The organism is Clostridium sp. JS66, from assembly GCF_033561535.1.
Lineage (GTDB): Bacteria > Bacillota > Clostridia > Clostridiales > Clostridiaceae > Clostridium_AM > Clostridium_AM carboxidivorans.
Map to the genome: position 1 here is coordinate 466,922 of NZ_CP131467.1, position 21,647 is coordinate 488,568.

Sequence of the window (21,647 nt, forward strand, 5' to 3'; positions counted from 1 at the left end):
ATTTTAATAAGTAATTAGGGAGGGCAAAATGAAAAGTTTAAGAAAGTCTTCATATGAACATTGTTTACAAAATGTAGGTACACCAAATCTTTATAAGGATATATTCCCTTATTCAGAGGTTCCAAAAGTAAATTTTAATCAAATTCAAGTTCCAATGGATTTGCCAGAAAACATATGGATTACAGATACTACATTTAGAGATGGACAACAATCTATGCCTCCATATGCTGCTGAGCAGATTATAAGAATTTTTGATTATCTTCATAAATTGGATAATAATTCAGGAATAATTCGTCAAACAGAATTCTTTTTATATACAGAAAAGGATAGAAAAGCTGCACAAGTTTGTATGGAGCGAGGATACAAATTTCCTGAAGTTACATCATGGATAAGGGCAAATAAGGAAGATTTTAAACTAGTTAAAGAAATGGGCATTAAAGAAACAGGAATGCTTATGTCTTGTTCAGATTATCATATATTTAAAAAATTAAATAAGACAAGACAGCAAGCTATGGATATGTATTTGTCTATTGTAGAAGAAGCTTTAAATAACGGTATACATCCAAGATGTCATTTAGAAGATATAACTAGAGCGGATTTTTACGGATTTGTGGTACCTTTTGTAAATAAGCTTATGGAACTTTCAAAACAGTCTAATATACCTATAAAGATAAGAGCTTGTGATACTTTAGGGTTAGGTGTTCCTTATAGTGGTGCATCACTTCCAAGAAGTGTACAAGGATTGATTCATGGACTTAGAACTAATTGCGGTGTTCCTTCTGAAATGATAGAATGGCATGGCCATAATGATTTTTATGCAGTAGTAAGTAATTCTTCTACAGCATGGTTGTATGGAGCATCTTCAATAAATACTTCTCTTTTAGGAATTGGAGAAAGAACAGGAAATTGTCCATTAGAAGCTATGATATTTGAATATGCACAATTAAAAGGCACTACTGGAAATATGAACTTGCATGCTATAACTGAATTAGCTGAATACTTTAAAAAGGAAATGAACTATGATATACCAGAAAGAACTCCTTTTGTAGGTAGCCAATTTAATGTAACTAGAGCTGGTATACATGCAGATGGTATATTAAAAGATGAGGAAATATATAATATATTTGATACAGACAAAATATTAGATAGACCTGTGGTAGTTGCTGTTAATCAGTATTCTGGTTTAGCAGGAATTGCAGCTTGGATTAATACTTACTATAGACTTAAAGATGATGAAAAAGTAGATAAAAAGGATCCAAGAATTGTAGAAATAAGAGAGTGGGTTGAAGAACAATATAAGGAAGGAAGAACTACTATTATTGGTAATAATGAGTTAGAACTTATGGTAGAAAAATATATTCCAGAAATTTTAAAAAAAGGTGAAACAAAAGCAAGCTAAACTAAAGTATAGAGTATAATTTAAATATAAGTAAAAATTAATTAATTGTTAAAATTAAAAAATATAGTTGGGAACAGAATATTTTTGTTCCCAATTTACGGTTAATAAATATTTGGAGGCGATTTTATGACACACAAAATTACTCTTATTCCTGGTGATGGAATAGGACCAGAAGTTACTTTAGCAGCAAAAAGAATTATAGACGCTAGTGGCGTTGAAATAGAATGGGATGTAGTAGAAGCAGGAGCAGCAGTAATTGAAGAGTACGGTACACCATTACCAGACTATGTTTTGGAGAGTATAAAGAAAAATAAGGTAGCATTAAAAGGACCTGTTACAACACCTGTAGGTAAGGGATTTAGAAGTGTAAATGTTACTTTAAGACAAAACTTAAATCTCTATTCTAACGTAAGACCTATAAAAAGTTATGAAGGGGTAGAGTCCAGATTTAATGATGTAGATTTAGTAATTTTCAGAGAAAATACAGAGGATTTATATGCTGGCATAGAACATATGGTAAGTGAAGATATTGCAGAAAGTGTAAAAATTATATCTAAAAAAGCCAGCGATAGAATAGTAAGAGCTGCTTTTGATTATGCAAGAAAAAATAATAGAAAAAAGGTTACAGCAGTGCATAAAGCAAATATAATGAAAATGTCTGATGGCCTTTTTTTGAAATGTGCAAGAAATATAGCAGAAGAATATAAGGATATAGAGTTTGAAGATGTAATAGTAGATGCTATGAGCATGAAGCTTGTGTTAACTCCAGAAAAATATGATGTACTTGTAATGCCTAATCTATATGGTGATATACTTTCAGATATGGCATCAGGTTTAGTTGGAGGTCTTGGGTTAGTTCCAGGTGCAAATATAGGAGATGAAGCTGCTGTATTTGAGCCTGCACATGGTTCAGCACCAGATATAGCAGGAAAGAATATATCAAATCCTGTAGCAGCAGTATTATCAGGTATTATGATGCTTAATCACATAGGCGAATTTGAAGCTGCTCTTAAAATAGAAAAAGCAGTAGCAGATGTTCTAAAAGAAGGAAAAAGTGTCACTGCAGATTTAGGTGGAAATGCAAATACTGTAGAATTTACAGAAGCTATAATTAAAGCAATGAAAAAAAAATAGCACTACTCTAAAAGTGTGTTTGTAAGAATTCTATTTAATTTAAAAGCTATGAAATGGGAAAGTTAATTTCTGAATTTCATAGCTTTTGTTTTGTAATTAATTTAAAAAGTTGTTTGTCAAAAGTTTTAAAATATATATGTTTTATCTAATATGTAGGAATTTTTTTATATATTCTGTATGGCTTGAAGTTTTAATCTCTTCTAATTTACAATTTAAATCATTTTCAGTTTCTTCCTTGACAATAGCTACAACTTCATCTTTTGGATTTAATTCATTTTTAAAAATATGACAATTTTTAAAGTTTCCTGTTAAAGAACAAATAGTATTTATTTTATCAGTAGTTTTTATTCTTACAAGCCAATTAGATTTATAATTGTAAAGTGTTTGTATACTGGCATTTTCACTGTTAAATTGAATAGATCTTTTATTTCTATTTTGAATTATATCAGCTATGTCACCAAAAACTGCACTGGCAGTAGGAAACATTCCTGCTCCTTTACCTGAAAAAACAACATCGCCTACAGCATCGCCTTTTATAACAATAGCATTTAATTCATTTTCAATTTTGCTGAGTTCTGAATTTTTATCTACAATAACAGGTTGTACAGAAGCAAAGATTCCATCTTCTTCTTTTCTACTTATAGCTAAGAGTTTTATATTATAACCATTAGCTTTAGCATACTTAAAATCATCAGCATCTATATTGGTAATGCCTTCTATGTGTATATCTTTCCAGTTAATTTTTTTATCATAGGCGATAGTAGATAGTATGGATAACTTTCTTGCTGCATCATAACCTAGAACATCAGAATCAGGGTTAGATTCAGCAAAGCCCAAATCTTGAGCAATTTTTAAAGCATCTTCGTAGCTCATGTTTTCATTATACATTTTTGAAAGTATAAAATTCGTAGTACCATTTAATATTGCTTTAATACTTACAATTTCATTACCTGTAAGACATTCCATAAGAGGTTTCAAAATAGGTATACCGCCTCCTACACTAGCTTCAAAGTTTAATGTAACACCATTTTCATGTGCTATATCTAAAAGTTCTTTTCCATGTTCCGCCATTAAATCTTTGTTGGCTGTTACCACATGTTTTTTTGAAGCTAAAGCTTTTTTTACATATTTGTAAGCAGGATTGATGCCACCCATAACTTCAACAATTATATCCACAGGGCTTTTTAAAATGTGTTCAAAGTTATCAGTTAGAATTTTAGAATCCTTTTTTTGTTTATGTTTTTCAATATTTCTAACTAATATATTTGAAAGTTTAAGTTCCTCACCTGTAATCTTTTTAAATCTTTCTTTATTTTTATTTATTAATTCAGCTGTACCTGTTCCAACTACTCCATAACCTAATATTGCAATAGATGCCATATTAAAAAGCCCCCTTTTTATTTGTATTTACTCTCATTAACTAAAATTTAGCCAGTAGGAACTTCCCTACTGGCTTTTTACTTAAATAATTCGTTGTTTATTTAAGTTTTAAGCTTTTGCAAGAGCTTGATCTAAGTCATATATAAGATCATCAACACCTTCGATACCAATTGAAAGTCTTATCATATCAGGAGTAACTCCAGCAGCTTTTTGTTCTTCTTCATTAAGTTCTGCATGGGTTGTACTTGAAGGATGAATTACGAGTGACTTCGCATCAGCTACATTTGCAAGTAATGAGAATAATTCAACACTATTTATAAATCTTTTTCCTGCTTCTAAACCACCTTTAATTCCAAATGTGAATATTGAACCAGCACCTTTTGGTAAGTATTTTTTAGATAATTCATTATATGGATTACCTTCTAGTTCAGGATAGTTTACCCAAGAAACCTTTGGATGCTTACTTAAAAATTCAACAATTTTTCTTGTGTTTGATACATGTCTTTCTACTCTCAAGGATAGTGATTCTAAGCCTTGAAGGAATAAAAATGCACTTTGAGGACTAAGAGTTGCTCCAGTATTTCTCAAAAGTTGAACTCTAGCTTTTAAAGCAAATGCTGGTGCGCCTAAATCTGCGTATACTAATCCATTGTAGCTTTTATCTGGTGTTGTAAAATCAGGGAACTTTCCACTAGTTCTCCAATCAAATTTACCACCATCAACTATTACTCCACCAATTGTAGTTCCATGTCCTCCAATAAACTTAGTTGCAGAGTGAACAACTACATCTGCTCCAAATTCTATTGGTTTAACAAGATATGGAGTACCAAAAGTATTATCTATGATTAATGGTATTTTATTTTCATGTGCAATATTTGCTACAGCTTCTATGTCTAATACATTGATTCTTGGATTTCCTATAGTTTCACCATAAAGTGCCTTTGTTTTATCTGTAATAGCTTTTCTGAAGTTTTCAGGATCATCTGGATTTACAAATACAACTTTTATACCAAGCTTTTTTAAGGTTACTCCAAATAATTCATATGTTCCGCCATATAGTGTACTTGCTGCAACTATTTCATCACCTGCACTTGCAACATTGAGGATAGCATAGGTAATAGCTGCGAGTCCTGATGCTGTTGCGAGTCCTGCAACTCCACCTTCTAATTCTGCTATTCTCTTTTCAAATACATCTGTAGTTGGATTCATTATTCTTGTATAAACATTTCCAGGTTCTTTTAATTGAAATAGGTTAGCAGCATGATCAGCATTTTTAAATACGTAAGATGAAGTTTGGTAAATTGGAACAGCTCTTGATCCTGTTGTTGGATCTGGTTCCTGTCCTGCATGTACTTGTAATGTTTCAAATGATAATTTTCTTTCACTCATTTTAGATTCCTCCTAAATATTATTAAACCTTTAATACATGGACGAAACTTCTAATTTGATAATTGCCTAGGAAATTTTTAAAATAAAAAATCTTCTTGCAGAAAAGCTACAAGAAGATTATTCCCCTAGCTTCTCATCTTTCAGGATTTAACCTGCTGGAATTAGCACCTTTGAACAAAAATGTTATTCAGGTTGCTGGGCGTCATAGGGCCAGTCCCTCAGCCTCTCTAGATAAGAAGTTCCGTATTCGATTGAATAAATGATAACAGATATTAGTTTTAATTGTCAATACCAAAAAAACTAAAAAAATAAAATTTATATTTTAAAAATTTGTTATATGCACTGAAATAACTTGATATTTAATAGATAAAAAAATTTAATTTAGTGAAAATTTTTTTTATTCATTTCTTTATAATAGAAAAACTATTGACAATGTAAATAAACAGATATACTATTAATAATAAGTATAATTGAATGTAAAATCTTATCCAGAGTGGTGGAGGGACTGGCCCTGTGAAACCCGACAACCGGCATTAATTAAATGTATCGGTGTCAATTCCTGCAGAATAAGTTTTTATTCTGGTAGATAAGAAAAGAAGTTTAAAATTAGCAATTTTAAAGCTGCTTTTCTATGAAAAGCAGCTTTTCAAATTTATATGAATAATTTACTACTGATAAAGGAGAAAACTATATGTTTATAAGAGATACATTTTTAGAAAAAGAAACCACTTTATCCTTTGAAATATTTCCACCTAAAAGCAATGAAACTTTATTTAATATTATTGAGGAGTTAAAAAATTTTGATCCGGGTTTTATAAGTGTAACTTATGGAGCAGGTGGAAGTAGTAAAGATAGAACTGTAGAAATAGCTTCGATAATAAAAAATAAGTATTCAATAGAAGCGCTTGCTCATTTAACATGTATAACATCTACAAAAGAAGAAATAGAGGAAGTAGTTGAAAATTTAAAAGTAAACAAAATAGAAAATATATTAGCCCTAAGAGGTGATATACCAGAAAAATTTACTATAGGTAAAGAACATTTATATAGATATGGGAAAGATTTAATAAATAAATTAAAAATTGATACTAACTTGTGTATAGGAGCAGCAGCTTATCCAGAAGGACATAATGAGTGTAAAGATTTGGACATGAGTGTAAGATATTTAAAAGAAAAGGTTGATGCAGGTGCAGACTTTTTAATCACTCAGTTATTTTTTGACAATAATAATTTCTTTAAGTTTAAAGAAAAGATGTATAAATATAATATAAGAGTTCCAGTAACTGTTGGAATCATGCCTGCTATAAATAAAATATTAATTGAAAAAATACAAAAATTATCTGGGTTTATCATTCCAGATAAAGTTAAAAATTTTATGAATAAGTATGAAAATAATGAAGAGGATCTTAAAAAAGCAGGAATAGAATATGCTAGCTACCAAATAGAAGAATTATTGCAAAACAAGGTAGAAGGGGTCCATCTTTATACTATGAACAAACCTGATATTGTTAAAAGTATACTAGACAATGTATCTTTTAAATAGTATTAGAACTAACGAAAGGAGAATGTAATTTTGAAAATAAATGATTTGGCTCAAAGATTTAAGAATAAATTTATTATATTTGATGGAGCAATGGGAACTATGCTTCAAAAATCAGGACTTAAAGTAGGTGATTTGCCTGAAACTTTAAATATAACAAATCCTGATATTATAAGAAATATTCATAAACAATATATTGATTCAGGTGCTGATATAATAATTGCAAATACTTTTGGAGCAAATGAATTAAAGTACAGTTCTTCTAAGTATTCTATAGAAGAAGTAATTACTGCAGGAGTAAAAATTGCAAAGGAAGCGGCCCAAGATAAGCTTGTTGCTCTTGATGTAAGTTCTATTGGACAAATGATGGAACCTACGGGACCTTTAAGTTTTGAGTCAGCATATAATTTATTTAAAAAGCAGGTTGTTATTGGTGAAAAAGCAGGTGCAGATTTAATTTTAATAGAAACTATGTCTGATTTATATGAGACTAAGGCTGCAGTTCTTGCTGCAAAGGAAAATAGTGACTTGCCAGTATTTTGTACTATGACTTTTCAGGATAATGGAAGAACACTAATGGGAACTGATCCTAAAACGATGGTATTCGTATTAGAAGGTTTAGGAGTAGATGTTCTTGGAGTAAATTGTTCACTAGGACCTAAGGAGCTTATGCCTATAGTAGGAGAAATACTAAAATATGCATCAATACCTGTTATGGTTCAACCTAATGCGGGGCTTCCAAGATATGATGGAAAAAATACAGTATATGATATAACACCAGATGAATTTGTGAAATATGCAAAAATCATGGCTGAAAAGGGTGTAAGAGTTTTAGGTGGTTGTTGTGGTACTAATCCAGAATTTATAAAGAAACTATGTGAAGGATTAAAAGATAGTAAGCCATTAAAAATAGAAGAAAAGAATTTTAGTGTAGTATGTTCTTCTACAGAAACTGTGTTTTTAGGTGAAAAAGTTACAATAATAGGTGAGAGAATTAATCCTACAGGAAAATCAAAATATAAGGAAGAATTGAAAGAAAAAAGTGTTAATTATATTCAAACTCAAGCTGTAAAGCAAAAGGAAGAAGGAGCCCATATAATAGAACTAAATGTAGGACTTCCAGAAATTGATGAAAAAGAAATGATGATTAAGGCTATAAAGTCAGTACAAAAGGTAGTACAATTACCAACAACTATTGATAGCCCTAATGAAGAAGTACTAGAAGCTGGAGCTAGAGTTTATAATGGAAAACCTATTATAAATTCTGTAAATGGAAAAAGGGAAATAATGAAAAAGGTTTTTCCTGTGGTTAAAAAGTATGGAGGATGTGTAATAGGTTTAACTATAGATGAAAGTGGTATTCCAGATACAGCAGAAGGCAGATTTAAGATAGCAGAAAAAATAGTAAATACTGCAAAAGAGTATGGTATACATAAGAAAAATATAATAATAGATTGTCTTGCTTTAACAGCTTCAGCACAGCAAAAAGAAGTATTGGAAACAATAAAAGCTATAAAATTAGTTAAAGAAAAATTAAAGGTTAAAACTGTACTAGGAGTAAGTAATGTATCTTTTGGACTTCCAAGAAGAGAAATATTAAATAGAACATTTTTGTCTATGGCACTTTATGCAGGATTAGATTTACCAATAATGAATACTGGAGACGAAGGAATGAAAGAAGTTATTTATTCTTTTGAAGTTCTATCCAATATTGATAGAGAAGGTAAAAATTATGTAGAAAAGTATGGAACAAAGTTAGTAGGCAAAAAAGAAGAAGCAGTAACAAATATTGAAAATATAAGTTCAATAAAAGATTTGAAACAAATTATTGTAGATGGAATAGAAAAAGATGCTATTAGCAGTACAGAAGTTTTATTAAAAACAAAAGAACCTTTAGAAGTTGTTAATTCTTATATTATTCCAGCATTGGATTATGTAGGAGAACAGTATGAAGAAAAAGAAATATTTTTACCACAGCTTATACAATCAGCTGAAACTGTAAAAAAATCTTTTGAAGTTATAAAAAAGAAAATTGTTGAACAAGGTGAAGAAAGTATATCTAAAGGAAAAATTATTTTAGCAACTGTAAAAGGCGACATACATGATATAGGTAAAAACATTGTAAAAGTTCTTTTGGAGAACTATGGATTTGAAGTAATAGATTTAGGAAAAGATGTGGCTATTGAAAAAGTAGTTAATACAGTAAAGGAACATAATGTTAAGCTTGTAGGGTTGAGTGCACTCATGACTACTACAGTTGTTAATATGAAAAAGACTATAGAAGCTTTAAGAGAAAATAATTTACAATGCAAGGTTTTTGTAGGCGGAGCTGTTCTTAATGAACAATATGCAGAAATGATAGGAGCAGATTTTTATGCTAAAGATGCTAGAGAATCTGTAAGAATTGCAGAAGAAATTTTCCGTAATTAAATTCATCATGTAGAATATTTTTAATATATAGTATAAAATATATAAATAATGATGAATCTAATATAAGAGGAGGAAAGAGTAAGTTATGAGTGACATAAACAATATAACTGGGAAAAATGGCAAGTATGTACCGGAAATAAAAGGAACACTTAGAAGTCACATGATAAATATTCCAGAAGTGATAAGAAAAGCTAGTGGTATAAAGGTATTTGGAAAAAGGTTAAAGTCATTTTTATTTACTACAGATATTGCGGTTATAAAAAATACTAATGCGGATGCTATAATGGCAGTATACCCTTTTACACCACAACCAGTAATAACAAAGGTACTAGTTGCAGCTTCAGATGTACCAGTATTTTGTGGTGTTGGCGGAGGGCTTACTATGGGTAAAAGAGTAGTTAACCTTGCTTTAGACGCTGAATTTAAAGGGGCTATGGGAGTAGTAGTGAACAGTCCTACATCAAATGATGTTATTAAAGCAATGAGAGATACTGTAGACATACCTATTATAGTTACAGTAGTTTCGGAACATGATGATATACAAAAAAGAATAGAGGCAGGGACTACTATAATTAATGTGGCAGCAGGCAAGAAAAGTGCTGAAGTCGTTAGAAAGATAAGAGAAAAATATGCTGAGTTACCTATAATAGCTACTGGTGGAAGAAATGAAGAGAGTATAAACGAGACTATTGAGGCTGGTGCTAATGCTATTTCGTATACACCACCAACTACTTCAGAATTATTTGCAGTAACAATGGAAAAATATAGAAATATGGCAATGGAACTTGATAAAAAACAAGACTAATTATAATAAACTACAATTAAAGAATAAATCCTATTAATTTAAGGATTTATTCTTTAATTTTTTTATATACTTTTATTACACATTGATAAAAAATATTTGTGAAATTCAAGATTTTTACTAAGCTCAGGATGAAATGATGTAGCTAGTATATTATTTTGCCTAGCAGCCACCATATTTCCATCAATTTCACAGATAGTTTTTACATCATTACTGTAACTAGAAATATAAGGAGCTCTTATAAAAATCAGAGGAAGTGGATTTGGAGAAACTTGTTCAATTACTTTTTCAGTTTCAAAGCTATCAATTTGGCTTCCATATGCATTTCTCTTAACCTTTATATCCATAACAGAAAGATAAGTATTTTCATCATTTTCAATTTCTTTGGCAAGAAGTATCATCCCAGCGCAGGTGCCCCAAACTGGAAAACCTCGTAATATTTTTTCTTTTAATGGATCAAGTAAATTGGTTTCTTTTAATAGCTTGCCAATAACGGTGCTTTCTCCTCCAGGAAGAATAATACCATGAATGTTTTCCAAATCTGATATTTTCTTCACTTCTACTGCATTACAGCCAAGAGATTTTAAATGATTTATATGTTCGATAACTCCACCTTGAAGAGATAAAACTCCAACATTCATGTTTTACCAGCCCCTTTCAGCATATCTGTTATCTAAATCTCTTAAGTCAAGACCTTTAATTGGTTCTCCTAAGTCAGTAGAAACTTCTGCAAGTATTTTAGGATCATTATAGTATGTGGTTGCAAGTACAATAGCCTTAGCTCTTTTTTCTGGATTTGAAGATTTGAATATACCTGAACCTACAAATACGCCTTCAGAACCAAGCTGCATCATAAGAGCAGCATCTGCTGGAGTTGCAATTCCACCAGCTGCAAAATTAACTACAGGAAGTTTACCTTCTTTCCAAACATATTTAATAAGGTCATAAGGTGCTCCTAATTCTTTAGCAAGTGTCATAAGTTCCTGTTCAGAAGAATTTTTTACCTTACTTATTTCTTCCATCATGCATCTCATATGACGTACAGCCTCTACAACATTTCCAGTACCAGCTTCACCTTTAGTTCTAATCATTGAAGCCCCTTCGCCTATTCGTCTTAAAGCTTCACCAAGATTTCTAGCTCCACAAACAAAAGGAACTTTAAAATCCCATTTGTTAATATGGTAAGCTTCGTCGGCAGGAGTTAATACTTCACTTTCATCAATATAATCTATTTTAAGTCCTTCAAGTATTTGTGCTTCTACAAAATGACCTATTCTAACCTTTGCCATAACAGGAATAGATACGGCCGCTTGTATTTCTTTTATCATCTTTGGATCTGACATTCTTGCTACGCCGCCTTGCTTCCTTATATCTGAAGGAACTCTTTCTAGTGCCATTACAGCACAAGCTCCAGCTTTTTCTGCTATTTCAGCTTCTTTAGGATTTACAACATCCATGATTACACCGCCCTTTAACATTTGGGCTAAATTTTTGTTTAATTCATATTTTTCCATAAAAAATCCTCCAATTTAAAATATATAATAAATTAAAAAGGCCTTGTTAATTATCACCATGGTTTACAATGATATAATAAGACAAAAATAAAGCCAAGTAAAATGTATGCATACATTTTACTTGGCTTTATTGAATATAAATTAGGGAGTGGGTATTTCATATTAATTGTTAATAGTTTTTATTTAAAATATCTATTTAATAATCCATTGAATGCGGCACCATGTCTAGCTTCATCTTTACACATTTCATGAACTGTATCATGAATTGCATCATAGTTTAATTTTTTAGCTAAAGTAGCTAAATCTTTTTTACCTTGGCATGCACCATGTTCTGCTTCTACTCTCATCTCTAAGTTTTTCTTTGTACTATTAGTTACAACTTCACCTAATAATTCTGCAAATTTTGATGCATGTTCTGCTTCTTCAAAAGCTATTCTCTTGTAAGCTTCAGCTATTTCTGGGAAACCTTCTCTATCAGCTTGGCGGCTCATTGCTAAGTACATTCCAACTTCAGTACATTCTCCAGTAAAGTTAGCTCTAAGACCTTCTATAACTTCAGGATCTATATCTTTAGCAACACCAATTTTGTGTTCATCTGCCCAAGACATTTCTCCTTCTACTTTTTCAACAAATTTATCTTTTTTAGCTTTACATTGAGGACATACATCTGGTGCTTCCTCTCCTTCATAAACATATCCACATACTGAACAAACAAATTTTTTCATTACATATTCCTCCAATTCAAAATTATTTATAATTAATTTTTATTTATTATTTACTTGTTGATATTATTATATAATAATAATTATTATTTATCAAGAGTTTTTTAAAAAAATTTTTTTTATTTTTAGGGTAATAGATAATGAAAACTATATATTGCTTTGTAAAAACACTATATTAAAATATAATAATATTAAAAGAGAAACCATGTTAAGGAGGATTTCTTATGAAAATATTAGTTATAGATGATGAAAAAAGTATTTTAAATTTGATAAAGATGAATCTAAAATTAGAAGGATATGAAGTAATTGTAAGTATGAATGGTATTGAAGGAATTGAAAAGTTTAAAAAGGAAAAGCCTGATTTAGTTATATTAGATATCATGCTTCCAGATATAAGTGGACATGAAGTTATACAGAAGTTTCAAGAAATAAATAATGATATACCTGTAATAATGGTTACGGCTAAAAGTCAAATAAATGATAAGTTATTGGGATTACAGTTAGGTGCAGATGACTATATAACAAAACCCTTTAATAGTACGGAACTTATCCTAAGAATAAAGGCTATAACTAAGAGAATAACTAAAAAAGATAAAGAAGAAGTACATAAAAATAATGAAATAAATTTAGGAGCTATAAAAGTATTAAAAAATGAAAGAAAGGTTCTGGTAGATGGCAAAGAAGTAAATATGACTTATAAAGAATTTAATACCTTACTTTTAATGATTGAAAATCATAATAAAGTTTTTACAAGAGATGAACTTTTGGAAAAAGTATGGGGTTATGAATACGAAGGAAATTCTAGGGCAGTGGATATACTTATACAAAGGCTTAGAAAAAAACTTAGTCCATATTCCCAGTCAGTAAAAACTATATATGGTGTAGGATATAAGTTAGAGATATAAAGAAACGGGGTGTCCCTTTGAAAAAGTTAAAGTTAAAAATTAAAACAAAGATTATTTTAATGAATATGGGAATACTTATTCCAGCTATAGTTTTTATATATTTAATAACCATTAACAATTTATATAGTAACGTTATAAAAAGCTCTATTAATTTTTTAACAAAAGAAAGTTATAGTACTCAATTGTATATTGCAAGTTATATTGAAAAAGATAAGGCGGTATATTCTGAAACTGCTTTTAGAAATATGAGTCCTCTTATAACCACCTATTTATCTAATAAGTTGGCATTTAGAATACAAATGTATGATGCAAGTGGAGAAATCTTAGCAGATTCTATAAGTAATAGTGTTAATATGTATGCTGAAGATATAAATAGTGCTGTAAAAGGTAATAAGTCCTATGTAGTAAAAAAAATTGATGGACAAATATATATATTATTTTCAAGTCCTATTTATTTAAATAAGAATACTATAGGATGTGTGAGGTATGTTTATTCAATAGATACTGGCCAAAAATTAATACATAGTATATTGGTTATTATGGGAATTGTAGCCTTAGCAGCAGTGGTTATATCTTGGATACTTAGCAATTTATTCTCAGAGAATATAGCTGAACCTATAAAAAAGCTGAAGGAAGTTTCAGAAAAGGTGGCCTTGGGTAATTATGAGAATAAGATAGAAATTAAAAGTGGAGATGAAATAGAGGATTTAGCTAATACATTTAATACTATGTCTGAAAATATAAGAATTTATATAGAAAGTTTGAAAGATGAAAAGAAAAAACAAAAGGACTTTTTAGATAACGTAACTCATGAATTTAAGACACCATTAACAGCTATAATAGGATATTCTGATTTAATTCCTAGATTAGAGGATGAAAAAGACATAGAAGAAAGTCTTGTTTATGTAAAAAATGAGGGAGAAAGGCTTTTAAAGTTAGTTGAGGAATTATTGGATTTATCTAAATTGGGTAAAGTTAATTTTAACATAGAAAAAACTAATAACAATTTAAGAGAAATAGTAGAGGAAACTTTAAATATTATGCAACCAAGGATGAATAAGTATGGTATAGGCATAATGAAGGATTTATTTGACATAGAAATATCTTTAGATAGAGATAAAACCAAACAAGTTATATTAAACATATTAGATAATGCAATAAAGTATAGTGAGTGTACAAGCATTGATATAAAAATGCAAAAGCATGAGGAAAAAGTATTATTAAGTATTATTGATGATGGAATAGGTATAGATGAACAATATTTGGATGAAATATTTGAGCCTTTATCTAGAGTAGACAAGATAAATTCTAGAAATAAAAGTGGAAATGGCTTAGGTCTTACTATTTGCAAAGAAATAGTGGAAAAACAAGGTTGGAATATAAAAATTTCCAGTAAAGTTGGAATGTGGACATGTGTAAAAATAGTTTTTAAATAATTTATGAAAACGATAAAATGTTACATTTATGAAACATTTATGAAATACTTATGATGAATTATGACGTTATTATATAGGAGGATTGGTAAATGAAAAGGATTAATATAAAATTTAAAGTTATTGGCATATATTTATTTATAATACTTTTATGTATTATAGGAACTAGTATCAATTATAACAATCTATATAATAAAGTTACAATTATAGATGATAAAGAAACTACTATGAAAAAAATTAATATGTCTATACCAGTAAAAATTGAATTTTATAATGATAAATTAGGTAGTTATACATTACAAGATGATAATTCCATAAAAAATATATGGAGTTCAATAAATGAGATTACTTCAGATTATACTAGTAAAAATAATTATATAAGTAAGGATACATCATCTGTTAATATTAAAGGAAGTGTATATTATTTAAATGGGACAAAAGATGATTTTGAAATAAGTAATGTATTTAAGTTAAATAATTATGTTTACTATGATAATTATAAATTGCCTATAATAAGTAATTTAAAAAGTAGCTTATTAAATTATTTATATTCACCATTTAATTTAGGAAAGTTTATAAGTGATAGAAGTAAGGTAATTTTTATAGATTCAAACAATAACAAAATTAAGTTAGGAAACTCTGATAAAGAGTATATAAAAAATATAGTGGAAAAGTCCACAAAAATTGAAGATGACAGACAAGTTATGGCTTTAACAGGAGAAAATCAAAATATAGTGGCTCATATAAAAGTATATGTTGACCAAGAGGATAATGATTTATTAAAAGTTAAAAGTTATAATGTAATGACTATTGATGTGTATGATGAAAATTTTTTCGTTGCACAGTATATGGGAGATGAAAATGGAAGGCACATATATATGAAAGGCAACTTGAAAGATGTATGTAAAAAAATAGAAGAAAATCATATACAATAGTTGATTGTGGAGGTTATTATGAAATTTAAAAAGTATGTGTCTGTTATCATATTAATATTTTTAGTTTTTAATTTAACTGGATGTAATAGAAATTCTTTAAAAGTAACCTATGAAAATGGCTATCCAGATTTAAAGGGAAAACATTTAGTAGTATATGTAGCATCTAGAGAAGAAGTAGGAAAAAGATTATTAGAACTTTTTAAACAAAAAACAGGATGTACATATGAATATATGAGAATGCCTACAGAAGAAGCTGTAGCTAGAGTTAGACAAGAAAAAGATTCTCCAAAGGCAGATATATTTATGGGAGGGAGCTGCGATGCTCATACCCTTATGAAGAGCGAAAGGCTTTCAGAAAAATATATTTGTAAAAACGATAATGCTATACAAAAACAGTATAAAGATCCGCAAGGTTACTGGATTGGTTTTGAAATAGAACCTTTGTCTATTGTTATAAATAAAGACAGATGGGAAAAAGAATTTGGAGCTAGAGGATTAAAGATTCCTAATAGCTATGAAGATTTATTAAATCCTGTTTATAAAGGAGAAATAGTAATGCCTGATCCTAATACATCAGGTACAGCTTATACTTTTTTAGCATCACTAGTGCAAAACATGGGAGAAGAAAAAGCTAAGAATTTATTAAGAAAAATAAAAGTTAATGTAGGTCAATTCACTGTTAATGGGTATACTCCAGCACAAAAGGTAGGTACAGGTGAATATTTAATAGGTATAAACTTTTTAGGTGATCAATTACTTATTAAGAATTCTGGATTTAATATAGTAACTAATGTACCACAAAAAGCTGGTTGGAATATAGATGCAATTTCAAAAATAAAAAAAGGTCCTAATGGAGATGTTGGAAAGTTTTTTATAGATTTTTGTACCACTAAGGAAGCTGCTGATGCATTATCCAATATATCATTAGGAATGTCTACTAGAGAAGATATAAATTCTAAAAGTGAAATAAAGCTTTCAAATTTAGATATATATAAAAATTATGATTTTACCAAGGCTAGCAATGATAGAGAAGAATTATTAAAAATGTGGAATGGATTAAACTAGTTTAAAAAGTAGCTACTTTAAAATTGTTATATTACATGAAATATTTATGCGAAAATAATTGCTTATTATTAATTTGTAATTGTTAAAACGCTTTAAAGGGAGGAACAAAAATGAATAAAGTAGTAGACTTTTTCAGTATTCAAAAAAAACAAGTATCTGTACCAATTGAGCAGCAAAGAAAGGATTGGGCTAAAGAATTTTTTAAAGCATTCTTCGTTGTTTTTATGGCCTATGCATGTATGTATCTAATTAGAAATAATTTTAAATCAGCACAACCTTTATTAAAAACTCAGTTAGGATTTACTACAACTGAACTAGGTTATATAGGTTTTGGATTTTCTTTAACTTATGCTTTGGGCAAAACCATTTTAGGATACATTATAGATGGTAGAAACTCAAAACGTGCAATATCAGTATTATTAAGTATGTCTGCCACTATGGTTTTAATAATTGGAATTATTTTATTAATGGGTAAAAAACCTACTGGTGCTATCTTATTTTTATGGGGATTAAGTGGATTTTTACAAGCTCCAGGTGGTCCAAGTTCTTACTCTACAATTTCTAGATGGACGCCATCCAAAAAAAGAGGAAGATATTTAGGATTTTGGAACATGTCACATAATATAGGTGGAGGATTAGCTGGAATATTAGCATTAGCTGGAGCAAACATATTCTTTCATGGAAATGCAGCAGGAATGTTTATAGTACCTGCGCTAGTAGCATTAATTGTAGGTATTGCAATTCTATTTATTGGAAAGGATGAACCACAAGAATTAGGCTGGAATTCAGCACCAGAAATATTTGATGAACCAGAAGACAAAGAAGTTAAAAAACTAGATGGAATGAGTAAGTTTGAGGTTTTGAAAAAGTATGTTATAACAAATCCTTGGATTTGGACTTTATGTGTAGCTAATGTATTTGTATATATAGTACGTATAGGAATTGACAACTGGGCGCCATTATATGTTACAGAAAAATTACATTTTCCAATGGGGGCTGCTGTAAATACAATATTTTATTTTGAAATGGGAGCACTTTTAGGAAGTCTTACTTGGGGATATGTATCTGACGTATTGAAGGGAAGAAGATCTATAGTTGCAGTATTTTGTTTGATGTTAACTTCTGTAGCAGTGTTGGGCTATAGGTATGGTACAAGTGTTACAATGATAAATATTTCATTATTTTGCCTTGGTGCATTAATATTTGGACCTCAACTATTAATTGGAGTATCCCTTGCAGATTTTGCTCCTAAGAAAGCTATTGCAGTGGCAAATGGTTTAAGTGGTACTTTTGGGTATTTATTTGGTGATTCTACAGCTAAAGTGGCACTAGCAAAAATAGCAGATCCTAAGTCATCAGGTATAAATATTGGAAGTGTACATCTTCATGGATGGAATGATGTGTTTGTAATATTTTATGGTGCACTTATTATAGGAATTTGTCTTCTATTGATTGTTGCTTATGGTGAAGAAAAGAAAATAAGAAGAAAAAAGTTATTAGATCAACAAGAAAATGTTGCTTAATAAATATATGATTTATATAAAAACAATATAATAGATGAAAAACATTCCTTAATTTAAATGAGTGAAGTTGTCAACTAAAAGTAGACAACAATAAAAGCAATATTAACCAAAGCCTCGTTCAGTTCGATACTGAATGGGGCTTTGATAACTTAATGCATATGCTGGTCTATCATTATTGTAATAATGGATGTATCTGTCCACAAATTCAAATAGATCATCTTCTTCCCAAAATCTAAAATCAACTGCCATTTCATCTTTAATCCAACCGTTTATTGATTCAATAACTGGGTTATCTGTTGGAGTTCCTACTCGCGACATAGAGCGAATTATGTTACAATTATTATGAGCTTTTGCGAATGCTCTTGAAGAATAGACTGCTCCTTGATCCGTGTGCAAAACGACTGGAGTTGTTTGTTCTTCAATTTTTTTCTTTAAATCTTTCAAACATAAAAAGTAGGTACGTCTATCACCGGGTTTAGATGTGAGGTGATGTGCAATAATCTCATTGTTGTATGTATCCATAATATACGTTAATTCGTATAAGCGGCCTCTATGTTTAAGGCAAGTCATATCTGAAACTACTAATTCTAATGGTTTTGAAGCATTCCACTTTCCTTTAACTATGTTTGGATAAACGATATTTTCATTCCCAGGTCTCCTATATTTATAATTTCTAACTTTGGATTTGATGCCACTGATTTTACAGCACTTATGTGCAAGATTATCTGAAAACGACCACCCAGTTTCCTTGCGGATGACTGCAGCGAGTCTATGATATCCATATGATTTATGTTTGCTATGAGCTTCTTTCAGTAAATCTGTAAGTAGTTCCCTATCTTTCTCATATCGATTCTGTACACCCTGACGGGATTTCCACTTGTAGTACCCAGAACGGTTAACCTGCATTAAAATACAAAGAGCCTTAAGAGAATATTTAACTTTTAAGTTGTCAATTATTTCGTACTCGGATCTTTTATAGAAACGAACTCCTTGTTTGCACCAACTCCTTTCACCATGTACCCTTTTTTTAACCTTTCAATTTCGATTTCTTGTTTTGCTACAATTAAACGAAGTCGATCTAATTCCTTCATTGATTTGCTTCTATGTAATGCTGCAAACTTATTTCCTGATTTCTTTTTATTTTCTAAGCCAGCTTCACCTTCATTTAAATATTTATGAATCCATGTTGCAATCATACCACTTGCGATACCTTCTTCTTTTGCTAAAGTTGGCCGACCAATACCTTCATCAAAATATCTACGGACAATACGGAGTTTTTCTTCCTTAGACCATTTTTTATTTTGACCACCTTTTGTTCTACTCATCATAATCACATCCTTCTAACTTGATTTTAACATGAAAAAAGTAGACATGCTTTTTTCATGTCTACTTTTATCTTACAACTTCACTTAATTTAAATGAGGAATGTTTTTTTGTTATTAATAATTATCTAAAGTAAATAATATTATGGAAAAACATGAAAATTTTTTAAAAAATACTATTGCAAAATAATAATTATTATTATATAATAATATCTGTAAAGAATATAAAAATAAAAATTTAGATAAAATAAAAATTATTTTGAATTGGAGGAATATGTAATGAAAAAATTTGTTTGTTCAGTATGTGGATATGTTTATGAAGGAGAGGAAGCACCAGATGTATGTCCTCAATGTAAAGCTAAAAAAGATAAATTTGTTGAAAAAGTAGAAGGAGAAATGTCTTGGGCAGATGAACACAAAATTGGTGTTGCTAAAGATGTAGATCCTGAAGTTATAGAAGGTCTTAGAGCTAATTTTACAGGAGAGTGTACTGAAGTTGGAATGTACTTAGCAATGAGTCGCCAAGCTGATAGAGAAGGCTTCCCTGAAATAGCTGAAGCTTACAAGAGAATAGCTTTTGAAGAAGCAGAACATGCATCAAAATTTGCAGAATTGTTAGGTGAAGTTGTAACTAATAGTACAAAGAAAAACTTAGAGATGAGAGTAGAAGCAGAACACGGTGCATGCCAGGGTAAAAAAGATTTAGCTACTTTAGCTAAAAAATTAAACTATGATGCAATTCATGATACAGTTCATGAAATGTGTAAAGATGAAGCAAGACATGGATGTGCATTTAAAGGTTTATTAAATAGATATTTTAAATAAAAATATAACTTAATGTATATAAATTAAAATTGGATTAAAAATATCTGTATCTAGAATTGGATACAGATATTTTTTTGTTGGTATTTAGGCCTATTCAAAAAATAACCAGTCAGTATGCTAGTATAGTTTCTTTTATATACCTTATAAAATTATCATGAATAACGAAAGTTTTATGCAGAATATACAAATAAGAAATAGTTGAAATATTTACTATATTTCTACACAAATAACGCTAAAAAAACACTAATATGAAATCTCTATAAAACATTGATACTAAAGAAAAAGATTCAATTTATCCAATAAGTTTATAGTACAATTTAAAGTTGTAAATAAAGATAATTTATAAAAATAAATATTAAAAAAAAGTTGCATAATTATAATAATGGATGTATAATTATTATATTGATCTAAGGAGTCAAAAAAGTTTATTGGAAAAGGGGAGAAAAAAATGAAAAGTTTAAAAAAAGCAGTAGTACTTATGCTATCAGTAATTTTCATTGCTGCATTGTTTGCCGGATGTGGAAAATCAAGCAGCGGTCAGAGTCAAGCTCAGGGGGGAAATTCATTAGAAAAAATAAAAAAAGCAGGGGTATTAAAAGTAGGACTTGAGGATTCATTTCCTCCAATGGAGTTTAGAGACAAGCAAAATGAACTAAAAGGTTTCGATATAGATATGGCAAATGAAATAGGAAAAAAATTAGGGGTAAAAACTGAATTTGTATGTACTGATTTTAATGGAATAATTCTTGCACTTAAATCAGGTAAATTTGATACTATAATTTCAGGTTTAAGCATTACAAATGAAAGAAAAAAAGAAATATCATTTTCAGATCCATATGTAATGAACTCACAAATAATAGTTGTTAAAAATGGAAACACTGCTGTAAAGAGTGCTAATGATTTAAAAGGTAAAACTATAGGAGTAGGTCTTGGTACAACTAGTGAAAGTGTTGCAACTAAAATGCAAGGATTAAAAGAAGTTAAAAAGTATGATAAAACTACAGAGGAACTTCAAGATTTATTAATAGGCAGAATTGATGCTGTTATAGTAGATGAGCCAGTAGGCAGATACTATATATCAGAAGCTGATAAGAAGGGTAAATATGAAGTTTTATCAGAAAAACTTACTAAAGAACCAATGGGTATAGGATTTAAAAATGAAGATAAAGAATTAAAAGATGCAGTTCAAAAGGCAATTAATGAATTAAAGAAGGATGGAACTTTTTCTAAGCTTTCAGTAAAATGGTTTGGAACTGACATATATAATGAAAAATAAGATTCATTTAATCAGAAATTACAGGACAATGAGATTATTAGTCTCATTGTCCT

The 21,647-nt window shown here is 29.7% G+C and carries 19 protein-coding genes and 2 riboswitches; of the genes, 12 read left to right on the forward strand and 7 right to left on the reverse strand.

The window, feature by feature from the left end; genetic code table 11:
* The first annotated feature begins 28 nt into the window (after nucleotides 1–28).
* Nucleotides 29–1,399, forward strand: a complete 1,371-nt coding sequence (locus Q6H37_RS02175) for a 2-isopropylmalate synthase (RefSeq protein ID WP_318738957.1) — start codon at nucleotides 29–31, stop codon at nucleotides 1,397–1,399.
* A 126-nt stretch (nucleotides 1,400–1,525) separates the two neighbouring features.
* Nucleotides 1,526–2,533: an isocitrate/isopropylmalate dehydrogenase family protein gene (locus Q6H37_RS02180; protein WP_318738958.1), complete on the forward strand. Its 1,008-nt coding sequence runs from the start codon at nucleotides 1,526–1,528 to the stop codon at nucleotides 2,531–2,533.
* 141 nt (nucleotides 2,534–2,674) lie between these two features.
* On the opposite strand, the gene Q6H37_RS02185 is transcribed toward Q6H37_RS02180, so the two are convergent.
* Together Q6H37_RS02185 and Q6H37_RS02190 are read right to left on the reverse strand one after the other, a co-directional pair.
* Nucleotides 2,675–3,913, reverse strand: coding sequence for a homoserine dehydrogenase (locus tag Q6H37_RS02185; protein ID WP_318738959.1), 1,239 nt, complete (start codon nucleotides 3,911–3,913; stop codon nucleotides 2,675–2,677).
* Nucleotides 3,914–4,021: 108 nt separating this feature from the next.
* Nucleotides 4,022–5,302 (reverse strand): O-acetylhomoserine aminocarboxypropyltransferase/cysteine synthase family protein, encoded by a 1,281-nt coding sequence (locus Q6H37_RS02190; protein WP_318738960.1) that lies wholly within the window; start codon nucleotides 5,300–5,302, stop codon nucleotides 4,022–4,024.
* Nucleotides 5,303–5,432: 130 nt separating this feature from the next.
* Nucleotides 5,433–5,540, reverse strand: a riboswitch (SAM riboswitch).
* 243 nt (nucleotides 5,541–5,783) lie between these two features.
* A riboswitch (SAM riboswitch) is annotated at nucleotides 5,784–5,895 on the forward strand.
* 98 nt (nucleotides 5,896–5,993) lie between these two features.
* Here Q6H37_RS02190 and metF point away from each other — a divergent pair.
* From metF to Q6H37_RS02205, 3 genes are all read left to right on the forward strand, one after another.
* Nucleotides 5,994–6,845, forward strand: coding sequence for a methylenetetrahydrofolate reductase [NAD(P)H] (metF, locus tag Q6H37_RS02195; RefSeq protein ID WP_318738961.1), 852 nt, complete (start codon nucleotides 5,994–5,996; stop codon nucleotides 6,843–6,845).
* A 90-nt stretch (nucleotides 6,846–6,935) separates the two neighbouring features.
* Nucleotides 6,936–9,272 carry a homocysteine S-methyltransferase family protein gene (locus Q6H37_RS02200; protein WP_412523922.1) on the forward strand — a complete coding sequence of 779 codons (2,337 nt, stop codon included), beginning with the start codon at nucleotides 6,936–6,938 and terminating at the stop codon, nucleotides 9,270–9,272.
* Between the two features lie 85 nt (nucleotides 9,273–9,357).
* Nucleotides 9,358–10,077: a hydrolase gene (locus Q6H37_RS02205; RefSeq protein WP_318738963.1), complete on the forward strand. Its 720-nt coding sequence runs from the start codon at nucleotides 9,358–9,360 to the stop codon at nucleotides 10,075–10,077.
* Between the two features lie 62 nt (nucleotides 10,078–10,139).
* Here the strand turns inward: Q6H37_RS02205 and pdxT are convergent, their stop codons facing one another.
* The 3 genes from pdxT to Q6H37_RS02220 form a co-directional block, all read right to left on the reverse strand.
* Nucleotides 10,140–10,715, reverse strand: coding sequence for a pyridoxal 5'-phosphate synthase glutaminase subunit PdxT (pdxT, locus tag Q6H37_RS02210; protein WP_318738964.1), 576 nt, complete (start codon nucleotides 10,713–10,715; stop codon nucleotides 10,140–10,142).
* 3 nt (nucleotides 10,716–10,718) lie between these two features.
* Nucleotides 10,719–11,588, reverse strand: a complete 870-nt coding sequence (gene pdxS / locus Q6H37_RS02215) for a pyridoxal 5'-phosphate synthase lyase subunit PdxS (RefSeq protein ID WP_007063008.1) — start codon at nucleotides 11,586–11,588, stop codon at nucleotides 10,719–10,721.
* Nucleotides 11,589–11,767: 179 nt separating this feature from the next.
* Nucleotides 11,768–12,313 (reverse strand): NADH peroxidase, encoded by a 546-nt coding sequence (locus Q6H37_RS02220; protein WP_318738965.1) that lies wholly within the window; start codon nucleotides 12,311–12,313, stop codon nucleotides 11,768–11,770.
* A 221-nt stretch (nucleotides 12,314–12,534) separates the two neighbouring features.
* Here Q6H37_RS02220 and Q6H37_RS02225 point away from each other — a divergent pair, with 221 nt between their 5' ends.
* The 5 genes from Q6H37_RS02225 (at nucleotide 12,535) to uhpT (ending at nucleotide 18,171) form a co-directional block, all read left to right on the forward strand.
* Complete coding sequence (locus Q6H37_RS02225) at nucleotides 12,535–13,215, forward strand: response regulator transcription factor (protein ID WP_318738966.1); 681 nt, start codon at nucleotides 12,535–12,537, stop codon at nucleotides 13,213–13,215.
* A 59-nt stretch (nucleotides 13,216–13,274) separates the two neighbouring features.
* Nucleotides 13,275–14,651, forward strand: a complete 1,377-nt coding sequence (locus Q6H37_RS02230) for a HAMP domain-containing sensor histidine kinase (RefSeq protein ID WP_318742902.1) — start codon at nucleotides 13,275–13,277, stop codon at nucleotides 14,649–14,651.
* 89 nt (nucleotides 14,652–14,740) lie between these two features.
* Nucleotides 14,741–15,583, forward strand: a complete 843-nt coding sequence (locus tag Q6H37_RS02235; RefSeq protein WP_318738967.1) for a DUF3919 family protein — start codon at nucleotides 14,741–14,743, stop codon at nucleotides 15,581–15,583.
* Between the two features lie 18 nt (nucleotides 15,584–15,601).
* The gene (locus Q6H37_RS02240; RefSeq protein WP_318738968.1) at nucleotides 15,602–16,648 is read left to right on the forward strand and encodes an ABC transporter substrate-binding protein; all 1,047 of its coding nucleotides are present in this window, start codon (nucleotides 15,602–15,604) and stop codon (nucleotides 16,646–16,648) included.
* Between the two features lie 110 nt (nucleotides 16,649–16,758).
* Complete coding sequence (gene uhpT, locus Q6H37_RS02245; protein ID WP_318738969.1) at nucleotides 16,759–18,171, forward strand: hexose-6-phosphate:phosphate antiporter; 1,413 nt, start codon at nucleotides 16,759–16,761, stop codon at nucleotides 18,169–18,171.
* A 102-nt stretch (nucleotides 18,172–18,273) separates the two neighbouring features.
* On the opposite strand, the gene Q6H37_RS02250 is transcribed toward uhpT, so the two are convergent.
* Both Q6H37_RS02250 and Q6H37_RS02255 read right to left on the reverse strand, forming a co-directional pair.
* Nucleotides 18,274–19,128, reverse strand: coding sequence for an IS3 family transposase (locus Q6H37_RS02250; RefSeq protein WP_318742896.1), 855 nt, complete (start codon nucleotides 19,126–19,128; stop codon nucleotides 18,274–18,276).
* Entirely contained in the window at nucleotides 19,125–19,499 is a 375-nt protein-coding gene (locus Q6H37_RS02255) for a transposase (protein ID WP_318733555.1), read from the reverse strand. Before Q6H37_RS02255 ends, Q6H37_RS02250 begins: the two co-directional genes overlap by 4 nt.
* A gap of 273 nt (nucleotides 19,500–19,772) precedes the next feature.
* Here Q6H37_RS02255 and Q6H37_RS02260 point away from each other — a divergent pair, with 273 nt between their 5' ends.
* Together Q6H37_RS02260 and Q6H37_RS02265 are read left to right on the forward strand one after the other, a co-directional pair.
* Nucleotides 19,773–20,318 (forward strand): NADH peroxidase, encoded by a 546-nt coding sequence (locus tag Q6H37_RS02260; protein WP_318738970.1) that lies wholly within the window; start codon nucleotides 19,773–19,775, stop codon nucleotides 20,316–20,318.
* A gap of 448 nt (nucleotides 20,319–20,766) precedes the next feature.
* Nucleotides 20,767–21,594, forward strand: coding sequence for an ABC transporter substrate-binding protein (locus Q6H37_RS02265; protein WP_318738971.1), 828 nt, complete (start codon nucleotides 20,767–20,769; stop codon nucleotides 21,592–21,594).
* Nucleotides 21,595–21,647: the final 53 nt, after the last annotated feature.

Bases quoted from the DNA above. Each gene is read 5' to 3' on its own strand.
- uhpT (WP_318738969.1), top strand. From the start codon at position 16,759: ATGAATAAAGTAGTAGACTTTTTCAGTATTCAAAAAAAACAAGTATCT.
- pdxT (WP_318738964.1), bottom strand. From the start codon at position 10,715: ATGAATGTTGGAGTTTTATCTCTTCAAGGTGGAGTTATCGAACATATA.
- Q6H37_RS02240 (WP_318738968.1), top strand. From the start codon at position 15,602: ATGAAATTTAAAAAGTATGTGTCTGTTATCATATTAATATTTTTAGTT.
- Q6H37_RS02185 (WP_318738959.1), bottom strand. From the start codon at position 3,913: ATGGCATCTATTGCAATATTAGGTTATGGAGTAGTTGGAACAGGTACA.
- Q6H37_RS02255 (WP_318733555.1), bottom strand. From the start codon at position 19,499: ATGATGAGTAGAACAAAAGGTGGTCAAAATAAAAAATGGTCTAAGGAA.
- Q6H37_RS02200 (WP_412523922.1), top strand. From the start codon at position 6,936: ATGGGAACTATGCTTCAAAAATCAGGACTTAAAGTAGGTGATTTGCCT.
- Q6H37_RS02260 (WP_318738970.1), top strand. From the start codon at position 19,773: ATGAAAAAATTTGTTTGTTCAGTATGTGGATATGTTTATGAAGGAGAG.
- Q6H37_RS02205 (WP_318738963.1), top strand. From the start codon at position 9,358: ATGAGTGACATAAACAATATAACTGGGAAAAATGGCAAGTATGTACCG.
- Q6H37_RS02265 (WP_318738971.1), top strand. From the start codon at position 20,767: ATGAAAAGTTTAAAAAAAGCAGTAGTACTTATGCTATCAGTAATTTTC.
- Q6H37_RS02225 (WP_318738966.1), top strand. From the start codon at position 12,535: ATGAAAATATTAGTTATAGATGATGAAAAAAGTATTTTAAATTTGATA.
- Q6H37_RS02175 (WP_318738957.1), top strand. From the start codon at position 29: ATGAAAAGTTTAAGAAAGTCTTCATATGAACATTGTTTACAAAATGTA.
- Q6H37_RS02230 (WP_318742902.1), top strand. From the start codon at position 13,275: ATGAATATGGGAATACTTATTCCAGCTATAGTTTTTATATATTTAATA.
- Q6H37_RS02220 (WP_318738965.1), bottom strand. From the start codon at position 12,313: ATGAAAAAATTTGTTTGTTCAGTATGTGGATATGTTTATGAAGGAGAG.
- pdxS (WP_007063008.1), bottom strand. From the start codon at position 11,588: ATGGAAAAATATGAATTAAACAAAAATTTAGCCCAAATGTTAAAGGGC.
- Q6H37_RS02235 (WP_318738967.1), top strand. From the start codon at position 14,741: ATGAAAAGGATTAATATAAAATTTAAAGTTATTGGCATATATTTATTT.
- Q6H37_RS02190 (WP_318738960.1), bottom strand. From the start codon at position 5,302: ATGAGTGAAAGAAAATTATCATTTGAAACATTACAAGTACATGCAGGA.
- metF (WP_318738961.1), top strand. From the start codon at position 5,994: ATGTTTATAAGAGATACATTTTTAGAAAAAGAAACCACTTTATCCTTT.
- Q6H37_RS02180 (WP_318738958.1), top strand. From the start codon at position 1,526: ATGACACACAAAATTACTCTTATTCCTGGTGATGGAATAGGACCAGAA.